Raw genomic sequence first — 16,394 nt, forward strand, 5'->3', positions numbered from 1 at the left:
GGAAATCAAAAATTATGTCTGTTTTATACATCAGAAAACCGGAAGAACAACGGGATCTCCCATCCTTCTTCCGGTTCCTGTTCTGTTATTCCCTGTATCTGTCCGGCAATCTGATCGATACACTTTATCTCAGGTAATTCTTGTTCACATAGCCATATTTGTTCAGCTGTGGAGCATATACATACCAGTATGTGCTGTCACTGGTATCCTGTACATAAACGTAATCTCCATTATGAAGCTTACCAATCTCATTGGCTGCATCGTAAGCCTTGGCATTTCTAAGTGCCAGATAATAGGTAGTTCCTGTCACATAATACTCTGGGCCACAGACAGTAACTGGTGCAATCAGGTAATCCTTATTGACATAACCATATTTATTCAGCTTATAAGAATATACATACCAGTAACCGCTGTCACTGCTGTCGATAACCTCTACTGTATCTCCTGTATACAGCTTTCCGATTTCATTGCGGTAATCGTATGCCTTCTCTGTTCTCAGTGCAAGGTAACCAGTTGCCACACTTACTGTATAATCTGTGTCGTCCGTAATTCCACTATAATACAGATAGTTATTGTTCACGTATCCGTATCTGTTCAGCTTGGCTGAATATACGTACCAGTAATCACCGGATCCATATTCTTCTACTTCTACGGTATCTCCGGTATATAACTTACCGATCTCATTGCGATAGTCATATGCCTGCGCCGTGCGAAGTGCAAGATACCCTGTCTCCACACGTACTGTATACGTATCTGACGAAGCTGCTCTTCCAAGGCTTCCTGCTGCAATCCAAACGCCAATCATCAGCAGTAACGCCAACATCCATTTTATCATAGTTTTTGATTCTGTTCTGTCCATTTTTCCTGTCATACCGCACCTCCCTGCCACTTTTGCTTTTCTTTTATTATACTAAAATTCCTTCTACATCGCAACTAACAGTTTCATTCATTTCAATGTATAATTATACAATTTTCACAAATTCACTTTATAAATATGCAATTCCAGAATTATTGGCTTTATTTAGGCAATATTCTATGCTATAATGGCTCAAATAGGTCAAAATAGGAAAGGAAGAGAAAAATGGAATGGTTTCAAACATGGTCGGCTGACTTCTGCGACACCTTTACCAGATGTTTCATCAAGGATAACCGTTATATGCTTCTGCTGGACGGTATTGGTGTTACCATCCGTGTGTCCCTGGTAGCCGTACTCATCGGTATTGCGATAGGTCTTCTGATTGCCCTGTGCAACCTGTCCAGTAACAAATTACTCAAAGTAATCGGCGGTATTTATACAGATGTCATTCGTGGTACACCATCAGTTACTCAGCTGATGATTATTTATTTCGTTATTTTTGCATCCGTGAACTTAAGCAAATGGATTATCGCGGCAATTGCATTCGGTATCAACTCCGGTGCCTACGTATCCGAGATTATCCGTGCCGGTATTCTTTCGGTAGATAAGGGACAGACTGAGGCCGGACGTTCCCTGGGATTAAGTGCATCCCAGACCATGACCCGTATCGTCATTCCTCAGGCAGTGAAGAATATTTTTCCTGCACTGTGCAACGAATTCATCGTACTGATCAAGGAGACAGCGATCGTCGGTTATGTGGGTCTGATGGATATCCAGAAGGCCGGAGACTTTATCAAGAGTGCTACATTTGAAGCATTTATGCCTCTGATTGGCACCGCTATTATTTATTACGTACTGATCAAGATTCTTACACTGGTTCTGAGCCGTATCGAGAGCCGTCTGAGAGCATCCGAAGTACGGTAGAAGGGAGTAACGAACGCATGATTAAAGTAAAAAACTTACACAAGCAGTTCGGAGACCTGAAGGTATTAAACGGAATCAACGAACATATTGAAGCAGGCGAAGTTGTAGTAGTCATCGGACCTTCCGGTTCCGGTAAAAGTACATTCCTTCGATGCCTGAATCTTCTGGAGGATGTCACAGAAGGAGAAATCTACGTAGACGATGAGATGATCAATGCACCGTCTGTGAATGTCAATCTGATCCGTCAGAAGATGGGAATGGTATTCCAGCACTTTAACCTGTTTCCTCATTTAAGTATTATGGACAACATCACACTGGCGCCTGTTCTGTTAAAAAAGATGACAAAGGAAGAAGCCGTGAAAAAGGGTCAGGAGCTTCTGACAACGGTTGGTCTTCTGGATAAGGCAGATGCCTATCCTGCCCAGTTGTCCGGCGGTCAGAAACAGCGTGTAGCCATTGCCAGGGCACTTGCCATGAATCCGGAGATTATGCTTTTTGACGAACCTACTTCTGCTCTTGACCCTGAGATGGTCGGCGAAGTACTTGATGTTATGAAAGATCTGGCAAAAAGTGGTATGACTATGGTCATTGTTACCCATGAGATGGGATTTGCCCGTGAGGTTGCATCCCGCGTCCTGTTCATGGATCAGGGACAGATTCTGGAAAGCGGTACCCCGGATGAAGTATTTAATCATCCGAAGAATGAACGTACCCAGAGTTTCCTCAGTAAAGTGCTTTAAGACGAATGTCTAATTTCTGTTTCAGAAATTTCACATAGAAGAATTTTCAGAAAAGAAAAGGAGAAAAATTATGAAAAAAATGTTCAAAACCGTAGCTATCGCAGCAACAGCAACCATGCTTTTAGGAGCTTCCGCATGTGCAGATGAAGGAGTCATCAAATTCGGAACCAACCCGGAATTCCCACCATTCGAATACATTTCCGCTAATGGTGTTCTTGGCGAATATGACGGTATTGATATGGCTATTGCTGCCAAGATCGGTGAATTAACAGGTATGGATGTTGAGATGGAATCACTGGAATTCGACTCTCTTCTGATTGCTCTTCAGAATGGTCAGATCGATGCTACTATCGCAGGTATGACCATCACTGATGAAAGAAAAGAAGCCGTAAACTTCTCTACACCATACTACACAGCAACACAGGTTATGATCGTTCCAGAAGATTCTGATATCGAAAAAGCAGAAGATATGGCTGACAAAAAGATCTGTGTTCTCCAGGGTTACACTGGTGAGACCTGCGTAAATGAAATGGGTTACAAATACGAAGCATTTAAAAAAGGAACAGAAGCTATCATGGAACTGGTAAACGGTAAATGTGATGTTGTTGTTATCGACTCCGCTACCGCTCAGAACTACGTAAACGACAACGAGGGTCTGAAAATCGTAAAAGATCCAGATGCTTTTGCTTCTGAAGAATATGCAATCGCTGTAAATAAAGACAACGAAGAACTTCTCGACACCATCAACGATGCTATTAATACTATGCTGGAAGACGGAACTATCTCCGAAATCGCTGCACAGTATGCAGAAGCTGATGACACAGAAGAAGCTACAGAAAGTGCTTCCGAAGCAGATACAGAAGCTGCTAGTGAAACAGAGACAGAAACATCTGCTGAATAAATTGCTCTGAATATACTGCGAGCCACCCTGACGGGTGGCTCATTTTATATAATAGACCGTTCTCCTGAAAGGTAACTGTTGCCAATCGGCAGAGCGTTTCCTGCTTTTCCGAATTCATTCAGCCAATTGGCGAGAAACATCATTGCCATACGGGACGTTCCACACTTTCCCGGTACACCTTCTGCACTGTAACAATCCAGGCAGTACAGCATCACGTTGCGGATCACTTCCGGCGGGATCTCTTCCCTTCCAGTCCCAGCTTTTCACAGAGGTCATTCTCGTAAAGCCAGCCATAGAATGCATTTCATCTGTCGGCATCAAAGACACCCCAGCTATCAGCATGTCTGCTGCATATTCATAGCCTTTTGCAGTAGCTTCCATATAGTACAGGTAACCTGGAAATACAAGATTTGATTTTCATGCTTTCTGTTCTTCATCCAGCAACTGACTAAATACTTCAAGCGGAAGGGGACGTGCATAATAGAATCCCTGGATCTCATCACATTCCATAGTCCGTAGAAATTCTACCTGTTCTTTTACTTCCACTCCTTCTGCCAGCACCTTCATTCCAAGGCCATGCGCCAGTGCAATGGTATGCTGAATGACCTGATCACCTCTTGAATTGCCAATGAAATCAATTAATGCCTTATCCAGCTTCAGTACACGGAACGGTAATACATTCAGACTGGTCATGGAAGAATATCCGGATCCAAAATCATCCATATGTAAAAGGAATCCTACATCTACCATCTTCTCCGTCAATCCCTGAATCTGGATACTGTAAAGTGCAGCGGTCTCTGTCAGTTCAATTGGAACTGCTTCAAATGGCACCTGACTGTCGTATACAATCTGTGCATACCGTTCTACGATGCCTTCATGATGTAAAGTTGCTCTGGACAGATTTACCGATACCGGAAGTACCCGTTCTCCTCGCTCCATCCTTTCTCTCTGGATCTGACATACTTTGCGGAACACATATTCATCTAGACGGACAATGAGACCGTTCCGCTCAAACAGTGGGATAAACTCTCCTGGCGAAATCATGGTACCGTCACTCTTCTTCCAGCGAACCAGAGCTTCTGCACCTTCGATCCTTTCTGTCTTCACATCATACTTGGGCTGATACCAGATCACAAATTCTTCCCTCTCAATAGCAGATTCAAATTCATTCTCCATCATCATTTCCCGGATATGTTTCTGACTCATGGAGCCATCATACGTTGCCACATTCCGTTCATAACTGTACTGAATACTCTTCATAGCAGTAAATGCACGGTCACAGATAATGGTCAGTGGCTGCGAAATATCCGCATTCTGATACATACCATACTTGATCACAAGATTTGGTATCGGTGCCTCTTTTGTGATCTTCCTTACCCGCTGTTCTACCAGATCCAGTGACAGATCCACATCACCACATACGAGACATATAAACTGGTCGCTTCCATAGCGGGCCACCAGTCCATCTCCGATATGTCCCGAAAACACCTTCGCCAGATATTTCAGAACCTGGTCTCCCATTTTTTCTCCGTAAATGCTGTTCACTAACTTAAAGTTGTGAATGTCTGCTACCAAAACATGGAACTTCTTATCTGAACGGAAATTAATCAATGTTTTCGCATGATGATAAAATGCCTGTCTAGTATACAGCCCTGTCAGCTCATCATATTCAATCGCTGACAGGGCTGCTGCGGACTCTCTCAGCTTGATAACACTGTTCAGCCTTGCCTTTACCACCTTAGGCTTATATGGCTTGGATATAAAATCCACTGCTCCAAGTTCCAGACAGTGTTCTTCATCCTCCGGCCGGTTGCTTCCGGTTGTTACAATGACAGGGACAGAAGAAAGCATCACATCATCCTTAATTCGTTCAAGGAATTCAAATCCATCACATACCGGCATATATACATCCAGCAGAACTGCTGACAGTTCACGGTAATGCTCTGACAGCATCTTCAGTCCAATCTCACCATTCTCAGCGGTAAGTATATCAAATTTCTCTGACAATAATTCTGTCAGGATCTCTCTGTTCAGTTCATTATCTTCCACAACCAGAATCTTACGCTTCGCCGACACACTGCTAGGAATAATCATACTTTCCAGTTCGTTACGCTTCACATCTGTGTCTTCATTTGAAAATGCAATCACCAGATTCTCTATCTCTTCTTTTCCGACTCTGGCACACTTCATATAATAATAATGTATCTCACCGTTCACTCTTGCCCTGTAATGTACGGTAACCTGCGGCAATACCTTTAACTGGTCGCACAGCTTCGACAGGCTCTGGGCAAACCTGAGCTTCCCCTGATCTTCCGAGATTACATTCGTATCAATGTATTCCTCCATTGCCTGTTCATAGGATGTCTGCTGACACAGTGCTTCTTTTATCCCAAGTGCCTTTCCGCTGTAACGGAAACTCTGCATCTTCCCGGACTTCACATCTACAGAATAGATATCACTGTAATCATTCCCCAGTACATTGATCACACCGAGAAGTCTCAGGCCTTCTTCGTTATTCGGAAGCTGTTTCACCAGCTTCTCTCCTTCTCTGACAGTACTGAATACCAGTACATATCCTTTTTCCGCCTCAGACAGATTCACTTCTATTGCATCTGCTGCCTGATAACTATGGCGCATGGGATCAAAGTAAGTTCTCGATTCGTCTGTCTTATTTAATACCGGACATTCTTTGCATGGAGAATCCAGGTTCATCAGGCACTGATAACAGTGATTTCCCTTTTTTAACTGTGGATATAGCCTTTGAGCAGTGTCATTATAACCCACAATTTGATAATTTTGATCTATAATATATACCCCAAACGAATTCTCCCTCATTACTGCTACCTTCCCTCAAAACTGATACGAACTATGATCCACTTTCTGTTAATTATAACATTCCATTTTATGCCTGTCTACTGATCAACCACTTTTTATTTTACCCCCCCCCCCCCGAGTATTTTTTATTTTTTCTTCCAGATTACATAAAAACAGCCCCTTTTTCAGAGACTGTTTTTAACACTTTTATGTAATTCTTATTTGAAATATTCTTTGCTGAGACGGTCAATGGTCTCTGTTGCACACTCATAAGCACCTGCAAATGCGCTTCCTTCTCCCCCCTGTGTGAAGCCCGGAATCACATATTTGGTGCCAACAGTATCAAAGAATTCCCTTAAACCTGCTTCAATCTTTTCCGGTGACCAGTCCGCAGTATCATATTTTCCATTATCCAGTCCACAATGGAAGGAGATCTGTCCGCCGTATTTCTTTACCAGTTCCGGAAGATCATTTTCCTTTACAGGTCCCTGCCATACATCGATACCCATTTCAATCATGGCCGGTACCAGTGTTGCACTGTATGCATCGTTGTGATGTACAATCACTTTTACTCCATTTTCTTTCCATGTTCCGTAGATCTTTTTGTATGCCGGAACAATGAATTCCTCGAACATGTCCGGAGAAAGGAATGTGGATCTCTGGCTGCCCCAGTCATCATGATGGAACAGTGCTTCCGGATGCATATGCTTGCATACTTCTCTGGCATTGGCACATTCATACTCTGTAAAGTAGTCAATCAGCTCGTGCATAGCCTCCGGTTCTTCATAGAAGTTTATCATAGTATCTTCCATTCCCATAAAGTAATGCAGTTTTTCAAATACACCTGGCATTACCATAGCTGTTACCAGTTCTTTGTCTCTGTCAACTCCATCTGCCATGGCAACAAACGGTGCCCATGCTTCATCAGAATATTCTGTCGGAGGCATTTTGACCACATTTTTCCATTCTGTGATATCTTTGAGCAGCTTGTGTTCTCCTTCACACATTGGAAATGGTCCCGGAGTTCCTTCTGCCCAGCACATGGTTACTCCAAATCCCGTTTTCTTGGTTCCTCCCGGTTGAAGATCTCCTTCTCCCATTAATCCTAAAAAGATCGGGTCTGGCAGCATCTTCAGATATCCAAACTGATTTACAAAACGGTCCGGATGGCCACCTTTTAATGTTTCATATAAGTTTTCTTTTGTTGATAACATGGTTTTTCTTCCTTTCTTTTTACGCTTCTTTTTTTACAAATACACCACATGATTTCATCAATATAAAACAGATAATACTTGCCAGCAGCATTGCTGCCCCTGCCAGCATGAAATAGTTCAGATAAGATCCACCTCCCAGAGGTACAATCACATAAGTTGGAATCACTACGCTTCCAATCAGCTCCAGTGTTACCATAAATCCTCCTGCTGTTCCCGCATACTTCGGTCCGATCTCTTTTAACATAACCGGAAGCATCATCATTACGGCAATAATTCCGCTTCGGAATGCTCCGTTTAAAAATCCACAGATATAGATGCCGATTGCCGGAAGTGTTACCATTCCTACCGCAGATACGGCTGTGATAATTCCCATTACCAGCATCATAACCGGTGTCTTCTCCGGATTCTTTGTCACGTAAACCGGCAGGAACATAGATCCAAGAATAGCTCCAATCATCAGGACTGTGTTAAAGGTTCCTGCATAACTCTCGGAATATCCTTTTAATTCTACTACTGCAGATACATGAAAACTGGAAATAATCATAGAACCTCCCAGTATCAGCATCAGTGTCAGTCCTGCCAGCCAGATATTTTTGCTCTTTACACATACCAGGAGAGATTCCTTTACCTGAGATGCATCCTCTCCTGCCATCTTATTTTCTGAAAATACAGATTCTCTCGCAAATACCAGCCACAGTACCAGTACCACGATACTGATCACGGCCGGAATCCAGAATGCCACGCTCAGGCCTGGAATCGCCGCTGTGGTTGCATATGCCACTGCCATGGATGCAGTTGATGCCGCCATCATGATACCAACTACTTTGCTCACTTTATCCATTGGATACAGAGAGGATACGATCTTTGCCAGATTGGAATTCAGAATCATACATCCTGCTCCGGATAAAATCATGGCAATCAGCATGGTAGTGTAATCTGTGGCAAATGCTCTCAGCACCAGACCTCCTGTTGCCACTGCCAGGCAGATTCCTACCATTTTGGAAATACCAAAACGGTCTACCAGCAGACCAATGATAATACTTAAAAAGATGGATGGCAGCATCGGTGCTGTCATCAGACTGGAAAACTGGGTATCAGTAAGCTGAAATGCCTGGAATATTTTTCCCGGAATGGCAGCTAACTGGTAGTTCCCGTAGTTTCCAATAAACTGTGCACAGAAAATCAGTGCAGCAACCAGAAAAACAAGATTCTTTTTGTTCTTCATATACCTTTCCCCCATTTCTTTTTTCTGGATTTATTATATAAAATCTCTGTCCTTTCAGACTAGGCGCACAATGTGACTTTTTTGATCCTTCTGTGATACAAAGTGCTACTTCTGTTTTTTTCTTAACAACTTCTAACCAAAGACTTAACCATGGCGCATTCTCAGTCTGGATGTGGAATTGTTTTCCGCAAAACAAAAGACCGGATATTCTCCGGTCCAATTGTCTATTTTTCATGTGATTTGTGATATTCCAGAAGCCGGCAGGACATGTCTACATAGAACCGTTCTTCCTGTTTTTCTAATCGAATTCCGGTCAGACTCTGTATCTTGTCCAGACGCTTCATCAGAGAGGAACGATGGATATATAGTTTCTCTGCGGTCTGTGTGGCATTTCCGCCATGATCCAGATAGGTCTTCAGTGTCTGGTACAAATTAGAACTTTTTTCTTTGTCGTATTCCATCAGCTGAAACAATCCAGGATGTACAATCTGATCCAGACCATATTCTCCTGTTGCCCGCTCCATGAGATAAGGCACCATATAATCTCCAAACTCATAGTGCCAGAAATATGGAGCATTCTTTTCTCCCAGCCGCAATGCCTCATATGCCTGCTTCAGATAGACCGGCAGTTCCTCATATCCCGTAAATGCATTGCTGCTGCCTGCTTTTGCCACATTTTCTCTCAAGAATACGGCCATCCTTTCACGGTAATTCTCATTCTGGGATTCCCGGCTCAGGTTACGGACACAGATCAGGTCTTTTTCCCGTATCAGCACGCAGCTCTCCGGGAACAACTCCCAAAGCTTCTTATATAAGAAGCGAATGCCTTCTTCCATAGGGTAGCGTGCATCAAAACTCAACACCATTACCTTGTAACGGTCTTCCACGCTCCAGTGATTCCGCTCCATGACTGTCTCATCTGCTTTTTTCTCCCCGGCCAGTAATGCTTCTACCTGCATCTGCAGGTCGCTGTTTCTTCCAGTCAGAAAAGAATGAATCCGCTGATTCACAAAAATGCTGTTCACGGCAATCGCCAGTCTGGTAAACAATTCTTCCTGAAGTGCTTCGTGCTTCGGGTCTTCGATGCTTCCCAGCACTCTGGCATAATACTGCCCGCTTATAAAGATGTTAAAACAGAGCAGATCTTTTTCTTCTGTTTTCAGTGGCAGATGAAATACGCTGTTTCGGTGCAGGCACTGGCGAAAATCCTCCTGCCAGATCAGATCATTCATCTCGTCCCGGTCCAGTACTTCTGTAGGAAATTTTTCCTGATACCATTGCCCTTTCGCCAGAAAATGAAACCTGTTATCGGAAACTGCCAGAGGCATCCGCAGGATCGTCTCTGAGGTATCCAAAAGCACATTCAGATCCATCTCCTCGGAATACAAAAGAATAATCTCCCACTTCTGCAGATCCATCCACAGTCTGTTCAATGTATTCAGTATCCTTGACAGTGAATACTGCTCTGATGTATAGAATCCGTTTCGCACTTTCATCTCCGGTTCTGACGGGCATCCATACACACAGAACAGCTCTTCTTTTTCTTTCTCCGCTATGCTTTTCCTTTCATATGGAATCAGGTACAGTACCCGTTCCTTCAATGTCTGTCCTTCTTCCCAGATCTCGATTTTTTCCACGCTGCCGTTTCTGGCATAATGGAATAATGTATTTTCTATCCCATAATAAGGAAGCTGATATTGTATATACGTAAGTTTCAGCATGTTGTCTTCTCTTTCTGTTTTTCTATTCGTCTTTTGTCTATCTGCTATCTTAACAAATATTCTATTTCAAAATCAAGGTGCTTTCTGTGCTATTTTACTTGTACATCCTTTTCGAATGCATTATAATCGGACTGAGGTGTTACGATGAATATAGATTCTAATTTAAAACAATTACTGGAAAAAGAAACGCATGTCCATCAGGCTGAAATCCATGCTCTCTATCAGCAGCTGGACCTCCGTTTTGGTCTGCACGCTTCCTCTGTTCCGGTATTTTTCAGCTATGATGAAGGACTTCTGGGATCCTATACACAGGAAAGGCATCATGAAAAGGAACATTTTTGTTTCTCCCTGCTTTTTATCGGATATGCTGTAAAAAACCCTCTCCAGAAAAGTGACCGCATGGATCTGTATAAGCACGAATATGCCCATTATATGCAGTATCATATGGATATTCCGGCAAAATATCACTGGCAGCCCGGTATCCACGGCAGTGCCTGGAAATACTGCTGTTCTCTGATCGGCGCAGCTCCGACGCCATACTACAAAGTCGGAGAAAGCCTGATGAAGCACGATTATCAGAAAGCATTAAAAAATCCCATTCATGACAAAACCATCCCTGTACGTGACCGCTACCGCCGGGAACGGGAATATCAGAACACGAAAAACCGCACGATACAGTACAAGGTAAATGACGTGGTAAAACATCCGAAGTTTGGCGAGGGGATTATCGAAGAAATTGTCCAGCTTGAGAACTCCGTAAGACTTCATATCCGATTCCAGGACGAACTGAAAAAGATTGACCAGAAATGGCTGTTGAAAACAGGACGAAAGAAATGATAATTATGATGAGTTTTCTTTCTCTGATAAAGTGAAAGCCGGTATCTATGCTGATCTGTATATCGATTTTAGCACCATACAGCTTTAATTCAGAAAAAAGACCGCCATTATACATTTTCCTGTATAGTGACGGTCAGTTTTTATGTCTTTTTAAGCCATTTCTTAGAATTTACCAGCTGTTGCTGCTTCCTCGATGGATACGGCTACGGATACAGTCATACCAACCATTGGGTTGTTACCTGCACCGATCAGACCCATCATTTCTACGTGAGCAGGTACAGAGGAGGATCCAGCGAACTGAGCGTCACTGTGCATACGTCCAAGTGTATCTGTCATACCGTAGGAAGCAGGACCTGCTGCCATGTTATCTGGATGAAGTGTACGTCCTGTACCACCGCCTGATGCAACGGAGAAGTACTTCTTACCAGCTTCCAGTCTTTCTTTCTTATAAGTACCTGCTACAGGGTGCTGGAAACGTGTAGGGTTGGTAGAGTTACCTGTGATGGATACGTCTACGTTTTCTTTCCACATGATTGCTACACCTTCTGGAACGCTGTTCGCGCCGTAGCAGTTAACTTTTGCACGAAGTCCTTCAGAATAGGATTTTCTGAATACTTCTTTTACTTCGTTCTTGTATGGATCATATTCTGTCTCAACATATGTAAATCCGTTGATACGGGAGATGATCTGTGCAGCATCTTTTCCAAGACCGTTCAGGATAACACGCAGTGGTTTCTGACGAACTTTGTTAGCCTTTTCAGCGATACCGATGGCACCTTCTGCTGCTGCGAAAGATTCGTGACCAGCCAGGAATGCGAAACATTCTGTTTCTTCTTCCAGAAGCATTTTACCAAGGTTACCATGTCCCAGACCTACTTTACGTGTATCTGCTACAGAACCTGGGATACAGAAAGCCTGAAGACCTTCACCGATTGCTGCTGCTGCTTCAGAAGCTTTACGGCAGTTTTTCTTGATTGCGATTGCTGCACCTACCGTGTAAGCCCAGCATGCATTTTCAAAACAGATTGGCTGAATGCCTTTGATCTGATCGTATACATTCAGACCAGCATCTTTTGTGATTTTCTCTGCTTCTTCAATAGAAGCAATTCCATAACTATTCAGAACGGAATTGATCTGGTCAATTCGTCTTTCATATGATTCAAATAATGCCATTGTACTAGTCCTCCTCTGATTATTCTTTTCTTGGGTCGATGATCTTAACAGCATCTGCTACACGGCCATACTGTCCTTTAGCTTTTTCCCAAGCTGTGTTAGGGTCATCCCCCTTCTTGATGAAGTCTGTCATCTTTCCAAGACTTACGAACTGGTATCCAATGATCTCATCATCTGCATCCAGAGCGATACCGGTAACATAACCTTCAGCCATTTCCAGATAACGAGGACCCTTTTTCAGTGTTCCGTACATAGTACCAACCTGAGATCTGAGGCCTTTTCCAAGGTCTTCCAGACCTGCACCTACTGCCAGACCATCTTCTGAGAATGCGGACTGGGAACGTCCGTAAACGATCTGCAGGAACAGTTCTCTCATAGCTGTGTTAATTGCATCACAAACAAGGTCTGTATTTAATGCTTCCATAACAGTCAGTCCCGGAAGAATCTCTGCTGCCATAGCTGCGGAATGTGTCATACCTGAACATCCGATAGTCTCAACCAGTGCTTCCTGGATGATACCTTCTTTTACATTCAGGCTCAGCTTACAGGCACCCTGCTGTGGAGCACACCAGCCTACACCATGTGTAAAACCAGAAATGTCTTTAACTTCTTTTGCCTGTACCCATTTTGCTTCTTCCGGAATCGGAGCTGCGCCATGATGAACACCCTGTGCTACTGGGCACATTTCTTCTACTTCGCGTGAATAAATCATTTTTAAACTCCTTTCAATAGTAAAAGTCTTTTATGTAACCAGAATGTGCTGCATTCTGAACATACTTCGGTTACTATTCTCGCACAAAATGACAAAATAGTCCAGCCTTTTTCTGTTGTCAAATGTTAAAAAAAAAGCAAAATGCAAATCGTTTTGTCATATCAGAAAGAAATATCCTATGTTCAAAAAAAGAGAGACAATCATACGATTATCTCTCTGTACCATTTTATCTTACTTAGTGTGTGCTCAGATATTTCTCAATATCTTCAATTGCTGCCTTCTCATCAGATCCTTCTGCCTCTACTACGATCTCTTCGCCAGCTTCCAGTCCCAGAGTCATCATACCCATAATACTCTTGGCATTCACACGCTTCTCTTCCACTTCTACGTGAATCTTGCTCTCATACTGACTTGCCACCTGTACCAGTAATGCCACCGGGCGCGCCTCCAGGCCACTAGGCAATTCAATTTTAATAGACTTCTTAATCATAATGCTTCTCCTCCTTACAGCACCTTAGCCCATCCGCTATCTCACTTAATTTTTTCAAGCGGTGGTTCACACCAGATTTTCCCATCCGTGGGGATAATAACATGCCTAATTCTTTTAACGTTGCGTCTGGATTCGCCAGCCTGACTTCTGCCATATTCGCCAGTCCCTCCGACAGTTCTTCAAAGCCAATCGTATCCTGAATATACCGGATATCTTCGATCTGCTTCACTGCTGCATTCACGGTCTTGTAAATATTCGCAGTCTCACAGTTGACCTTTCGGTTCAGTGAATTTCTCATGTCTTTTAATATACGGATATTTTCCAGTTCCATCAGTGCCTGATGTGCTTCCATGATATTCAGCACATCCACAATTCCGTCTCCTTCTTTGATGTACACCACATAATACTTTTTGCGCTGTATCATACGTGCCTCTATTCCAAAAGAACGAAGCACCTTACGAATCTGCTCTGCATGATATTCCAAAGTACAGGCAAATTCCAGATGATAAGACTTCTCAGGATTGGTGACTGATCCGGTAACCAGAAATGCCCCCCGCAGAAAAGCTCTTTTGCAGCATATCCTCCGAAGCAGCTCTGTCTCTGTCAGTTCGAAGTCTTCTGCAAAATCCATATAACTCTTTCCATCCGGCTTCATGATCCCGATCTCCCGTAAAATCTGCAAAGCGTCTTCATGCTTTTTCACATACAGATGATAGGTTCGACCTCTTTTTTCTCCATGATGCTGCCTGATAGAAAGTTCAATTTCTATATTAAATGTTTTTTGCAATAATGTAAAGTACTTTCTTGCCACAAACAGATTCTCTGTCTGGATCTTCAGTAAAAATCTGTCATTTCTGGATACCGAAATTCCGCCACACATACGGATGATGGCTGCTATTTCTGCTATCTGGCAATGTCTGGCACCCAATTTCTGTTTTGCCAGTTCTTCCTTCACAGTTCCGGAAAACGACATATTCTTCTCCTTTACCCATTATCTTACTTTTTCGATGTCTCTGTGTTCAATCTTCACCTTATATTCTCTGTTTTCCTTCAGAATCTCATATAATTTATTGGCAATCGTCACAGAACGGTGTTTTCCGCCGGTACAGCCAATGGCTACCACAAGCTGATTCTTACCTTCTGCCACATAGTTTGGAATCAGGAACTGTACCATATCACTTAATTTATCCAGAAATTCTCCTGCCTGATGGCAGTTCATCACATACTCCTGTACCTCCCGGTCATTGCCGGTCTTTGTCTTCAGATCATCCACATAATACGGATTCGGAAGAAAACGGACATCAAATACCAGATCTGCATCAGATGGAATTCCATTCTTAAAACCAAAGGAAAGTACTGTCACCATCATATTTTTGAATTCCTGGTTCTGGCGGAAGATCTCATCCATATTCTGAACCAGTTCCCGTACCAGAAGCTGACTGGTATCCATAATATAATTAGCTTCTTTTTTCAGGAATTCCAGCCTGGAGCGTTCCTCCTTCAGTCCTGTCTCCACTCTTCCATCCACTGCCATCGGATGCTGGCGTCTGGTTTCTTTATAGCGCTTAATCAGTGTCTTATCCGATGCATCCATAAACAGGATCTCATATTCATATCCGGCTGTTTTCATACCTTCCAGCTGACCGTCCATATTATCTAATTCTTTTCCGTTACGGATATCTATACCAACTGCTGCCTTGGTAATATCCGGATTATCATTCATCAGCTGTGCAAACATTGGCAGAAGGGAAATTGGCAGATTGTCCGCACAATAGTATCCCATATCCTCCAGAATCTTCAGGGCTGTAGATCTGCCAGCCCCGGACATTCCGGTTACAATTATAAATCTCATGTATTCTCCATCTTAGAATTCTCCTAACCGTTTTACCTCCGGTTCCAGAACAACTCCAAATTTCTCCATCACAATTTTTTTCGTCTCTTCCATCAGGTTCACCACATCCTCTGCTGTGGCATTCCCCCTGTTAATTACAAATCCGCAGTGCTTTTCCGATATCTGCGCACCACCGACTGTAAATCCGCGTAAGCCCGCATCCATAATCAGCTTTCCTGCAAAATACCCTTCCGGTCTTTTGAAGGTACTGCCTGCACTTGGATACTCCAGCGGCTGCTTGGTAACCCGCTTTTCTCTCAGTTCATCCATTTTTGCACGGATGGCTTCCGTATCTCCCTTTTCCAGCTTCAAACAGATATCCAGTACAATATATCCTTTTCTGGCAATGATACTGGTACGATACCCCAGTTCCAGTTCTTCGGCTGCCAGCGTGTGTACCCTGCCATCTTCATCCAACACAGTTACTTCCTTCAGAATATCCTTCATCTCTCCGCCATAAGCGCCGGCATTCATGACCACAGCTCCTCCTGTGGTTCCCGGAATCCCCGCTGCGAATTCAAATCCTGTCAATCCTGCATCCAGTGCCTGTCTCGCCACTGATGCATTCACTGCTCCTGCCTGAACATGGATCTCTTCGCCACTTACTTCTATCTGATTAAAATTACGCAGCAGCTGGATCACGACTCCACGTACCCCTTTATCACTCACCAGAAGATTGCTTCCGTTCCCGATCACATACCATGGCTGTCCTTCCTTCCGGCACAGTGCGGTCACTTCTTCGATCTCCTGTGACGTCTGCGGAAGTACCAGAAAATCAGCCGGTCCTCCAATCCGAAATGTGGTATGTTTCTTCATCGGTTCTTCTGCCAGTACCTGTTCTTCTCCAACTATGCTGCATAACTTCTGATAAAATTCCTGATTCACCAAATGCCTCC

16 protein-coding genes and 1 pseudogene are annotated in these 16,394 nt (G+C 43.4%); 5 read left to right on the forward strand and 12 right to left on the reverse strand.

Annotated features, from left to right (window positions below; genetic code table 11):
* Positions 1-14: 14 nt before the first annotated feature.
* Positions 15-137, forward strand: a complete 123-nt coding sequence (locus H8716_RS17550; RefSeq protein WP_283242893.1) for a hypothetical protein — start codon at positions 15-17, stop codon at positions 135-137.
* Here H8716_RS17550 and H8716_RS00635 read toward each other — a convergent pair.
* Complete coding sequence (locus tag H8716_RS00635; RefSeq protein WP_249306489.1) at positions 125-871, reverse strand: SH3 domain-containing protein; 747 nt, start codon at positions 869-871, stop codon at positions 125-127. The two genes, H8716_RS17550 and H8716_RS00635, sit on opposite strands and share 13 nt — an antisense overlap.
* A gap of 210 nt (positions 872-1,081) precedes the next feature.
* Here H8716_RS00635 and H8716_RS00640 point away from each other — a divergent pair, with 210 nt between their 5' ends.
* The 3 genes from H8716_RS00640 (at position 1,082) to H8716_RS00650 (ending at position 3,421) form a co-directional block, all read left to right on the forward strand.
* Complete coding sequence (locus tag H8716_RS00640; RefSeq protein WP_249306491.1) at positions 1,082-1,780, forward strand: amino acid ABC transporter permease; 699 nt, start codon at positions 1,082-1,084, stop codon at positions 1,778-1,780.
* Positions 1,781-1,797: 17 nt separating this feature from the next.
* Positions 1,798-2,520 carry an amino acid ABC transporter ATP-binding protein gene (locus tag H8716_RS00645; protein ID WP_249306495.1) on the forward strand — a complete coding sequence of 241 codons (723 nt, stop codon included), beginning with the start codon at positions 1,798-1,800 and terminating at the stop codon, positions 2,518-2,520.
* A 70-nt stretch (positions 2,521-2,590) separates the two neighbouring features.
* Positions 2,591-3,421, forward strand: a complete 831-nt coding sequence (locus H8716_RS00650) for a transporter substrate-binding domain-containing protein (RefSeq protein WP_249306497.1) — start codon at positions 2,591-2,593, stop codon at positions 3,419-3,421.
* Between the two features lie 47 nt (positions 3,422-3,468).
* On the opposite strand, the pseudogene H8716_RS00655 reads toward H8716_RS00650, so the two are convergent.
* The 5 genes and pseudogenes from H8716_RS00655 to H8716_RS00675 form a co-directional block, all read right to left on the reverse strand.
* A pseudogene (locus H8716_RS00655) lies at positions 3,469-3,660 on the reverse strand (peptidase C39); the annotation flags it as partial.
* 178 nt (positions 3,661-3,838) lie between these two features.
* Positions 3,839-6,256: a two-component system response regulator gene (locus tag H8716_RS00660; protein WP_249306499.1), complete on the reverse strand. Its 2,418-nt coding sequence runs from the start codon at positions 6,254-6,256 to the stop codon at positions 3,839-3,841.
* A gap of 197 nt (positions 6,257-6,453) precedes the next feature.
* Positions 6,454-7,449 (reverse strand): uroporphyrinogen decarboxylase family protein, encoded by a 996-nt coding sequence (locus H8716_RS00665; protein WP_249306500.1) that lies wholly within the window; start codon positions 7,447-7,449, stop codon positions 6,454-6,456.
* Positions 7,450-7,468: 19 nt separating this feature from the next.
* Positions 7,469-8,674: an MFS transporter gene (locus H8716_RS00670; RefSeq protein WP_249306502.1), complete on the reverse strand. Its 1,206-nt coding sequence runs from the start codon at positions 8,672-8,674 to the stop codon at positions 7,469-7,471.
* A 224-nt stretch (positions 8,675-8,898) separates the two neighbouring features.
* A complete protein-coding gene (locus H8716_RS00675) occupies positions 8,899-10,395 on the reverse strand; it encodes a PucR family transcriptional regulator (protein ID WP_249306504.1) in 1,497 nt (498 codons plus the stop codon).
* Positions 10,396-10,539: 144 nt separating this feature from the next.
* On the opposite strand from H8716_RS00675, the gene H8716_RS00680 reads away from it, so the two are divergent.
* On the forward strand, positions 10,540-11,232 hold the full coding sequence (locus H8716_RS00680) for a hypothetical protein (protein WP_249306506.1): 693 nt from the start codon (positions 10,540-10,542) through the stop codon (positions 11,230-11,232).
* Between the two features lie 162 nt (positions 11,233-11,394).
* On the opposite strand, the gene H8716_RS00685 is transcribed toward H8716_RS00680, so the two are convergent.
* The 6 genes from H8716_RS00685 to murB form a co-directional block, all read right to left on the reverse strand.
* Positions 11,395-12,405, reverse strand: coding sequence for a GGGtGRT protein (locus H8716_RS00685; protein WP_117448996.1), 1,011 nt, complete (start codon positions 12,403-12,405; stop codon positions 11,395-11,397).
* A gap of 19 nt (positions 12,406-12,424) precedes the next feature.
* Positions 12,425-13,117, reverse strand: coding sequence for an iron-sulfur cluster assembly scaffold protein (locus H8716_RS00690; protein WP_117448995.1), 693 nt, complete (start codon positions 13,115-13,117; stop codon positions 12,425-12,427).
* 235 nt (positions 13,118-13,352) lie between these two features.
* Positions 13,353-13,607, reverse strand: coding sequence for an HPr family phosphocarrier protein (locus H8716_RS00695; RefSeq protein ID WP_249306508.1), 255 nt, complete (start codon positions 13,605-13,607; stop codon positions 13,353-13,355).
* A complete protein-coding gene (gene whiA, locus H8716_RS00700; protein ID WP_249306511.1) occupies positions 13,600-14,580 on the reverse strand; it encodes a DNA-binding protein WhiA in 981 nt (326 codons plus the stop codon). Before whiA ends, H8716_RS00695 begins: the two co-directional genes overlap by 8 nt.
* 18 nt (positions 14,581-14,598) lie before the next feature.
* Positions 14,599-15,459 (reverse strand): RNase adapter RapZ, encoded by an 861-nt coding sequence (gene rapZ, locus H8716_RS00705; RefSeq protein WP_249306513.1) that lies wholly within the window; start codon positions 15,457-15,459, stop codon positions 14,599-14,601.
* Positions 15,460-15,471: 12 nt separating this feature from the next.
* Positions 15,472-16,383: a UDP-N-acetylmuramate dehydrogenase gene (gene murB, locus H8716_RS00710; RefSeq protein WP_249306515.1), complete on the reverse strand. Its 912-nt coding sequence runs from the start codon at positions 16,381-16,383 to the stop codon at positions 15,472-15,474.
* Positions 16,384-16,394: the final 11 nt, after the last annotated feature.

The organism is Jingyaoa shaoxingensis, assembly GCF_014385005.1.
In the GTDB taxonomy this organism is placed as follows: Bacteria; Bacillota; Clostridia; order Lachnospirales; family Lachnospiraceae; genus Marvinbryantia; species Marvinbryantia shaoxingensis.

Excerpts from the sequence above, each read along its gene's own strand:
- H8716_RS00645 (WP_249306495.1), top strand. The coding sequence starts at position 1,798 with ATGATTAAAGTAAAAAACTTACACAAGCAGTTCGGAGACCTGAAGGTA.
- H8716_RS00685 (WP_117448996.1), bottom strand. The coding sequence starts at position 12,405 with ATGGCATTATTTGAATCATATGAAAGACGAATTGACCAGATCAATTCC.
- H8716_RS00695 (WP_249306508.1), bottom strand. The coding sequence starts at position 13,607 with ATGATTAAGAAGTCTATTAAAATTGAATTGCCTAGTGGCCTGGAGGCG.
- H8716_RS00665 (WP_249306500.1), bottom strand. The coding sequence starts at position 7,449 with ATGTTATCAACAAAAGAAAACTTATATGAAACATTAAAAGGTGGCCAT.
- H8716_RS00660 (WP_249306499.1), bottom strand. The coding sequence starts at position 6,256 with ATGAGGGAGAATTCGTTTGGGGTATATATTATAGATCAAAATTATCAA.
- whiA (WP_249306511.1), bottom strand. The coding sequence starts at position 14,580 with ATGTCGTTTTCCGGAACTGTGAAGGAAGAACTGGCAAAACAGAAATTG.
- rapZ (WP_249306513.1), bottom strand. The coding sequence starts at position 15,459 with ATGAGATTTATAATTGTAACCGGAATGTCCGGGGCTGGCAGATCTACA.
- H8716_RS00670 (WP_249306502.1), bottom strand. The coding sequence starts at position 8,674 with ATGAAGAACAAAAAGAATCTTGTTTTTCTGGTTGCTGCACTGATTTTC.
- H8716_RS00650 (WP_249306497.1), top strand. The coding sequence starts at position 2,591 with ATGAAAAAAATGTTCAAAACCGTAGCTATCGCAGCAACAGCAACCATG.
- H8716_RS00640 (WP_249306491.1), top strand. The coding sequence starts at position 1,082 with ATGGAATGGTTTCAAACATGGTCGGCTGACTTCTGCGACACCTTTACC.
- H8716_RS00680 (WP_249306506.1), top strand. The coding sequence starts at position 10,540 with ATGAATATAGATTCTAATTTAAAACAATTACTGGAAAAAGAAACGCAT.
- H8716_RS00690 (WP_117448995.1), bottom strand. The coding sequence starts at position 13,117 with ATGATTTATTCACGCGAAGTAGAAGAAATGTGCCCAGTAGCACAGGGT.
- H8716_RS17550 (WP_283242893.1), top strand. The coding sequence starts at position 15 with ATGTCTGTTTTATACATCAGAAAACCGGAAGAACAACGGGATCTCCCA.
- H8716_RS00635 (WP_249306489.1), bottom strand. The coding sequence starts at position 871 with ATGACAGGAAAAATGGACAGAACAGAATCAAAAACTATGATAAAATGG.
- H8716_RS00675 (WP_249306504.1), bottom strand. The coding sequence starts at position 10,395 with ATGCTGAAACTTACGTATATACAATATCAGCTTCCTTATTATGGGATA.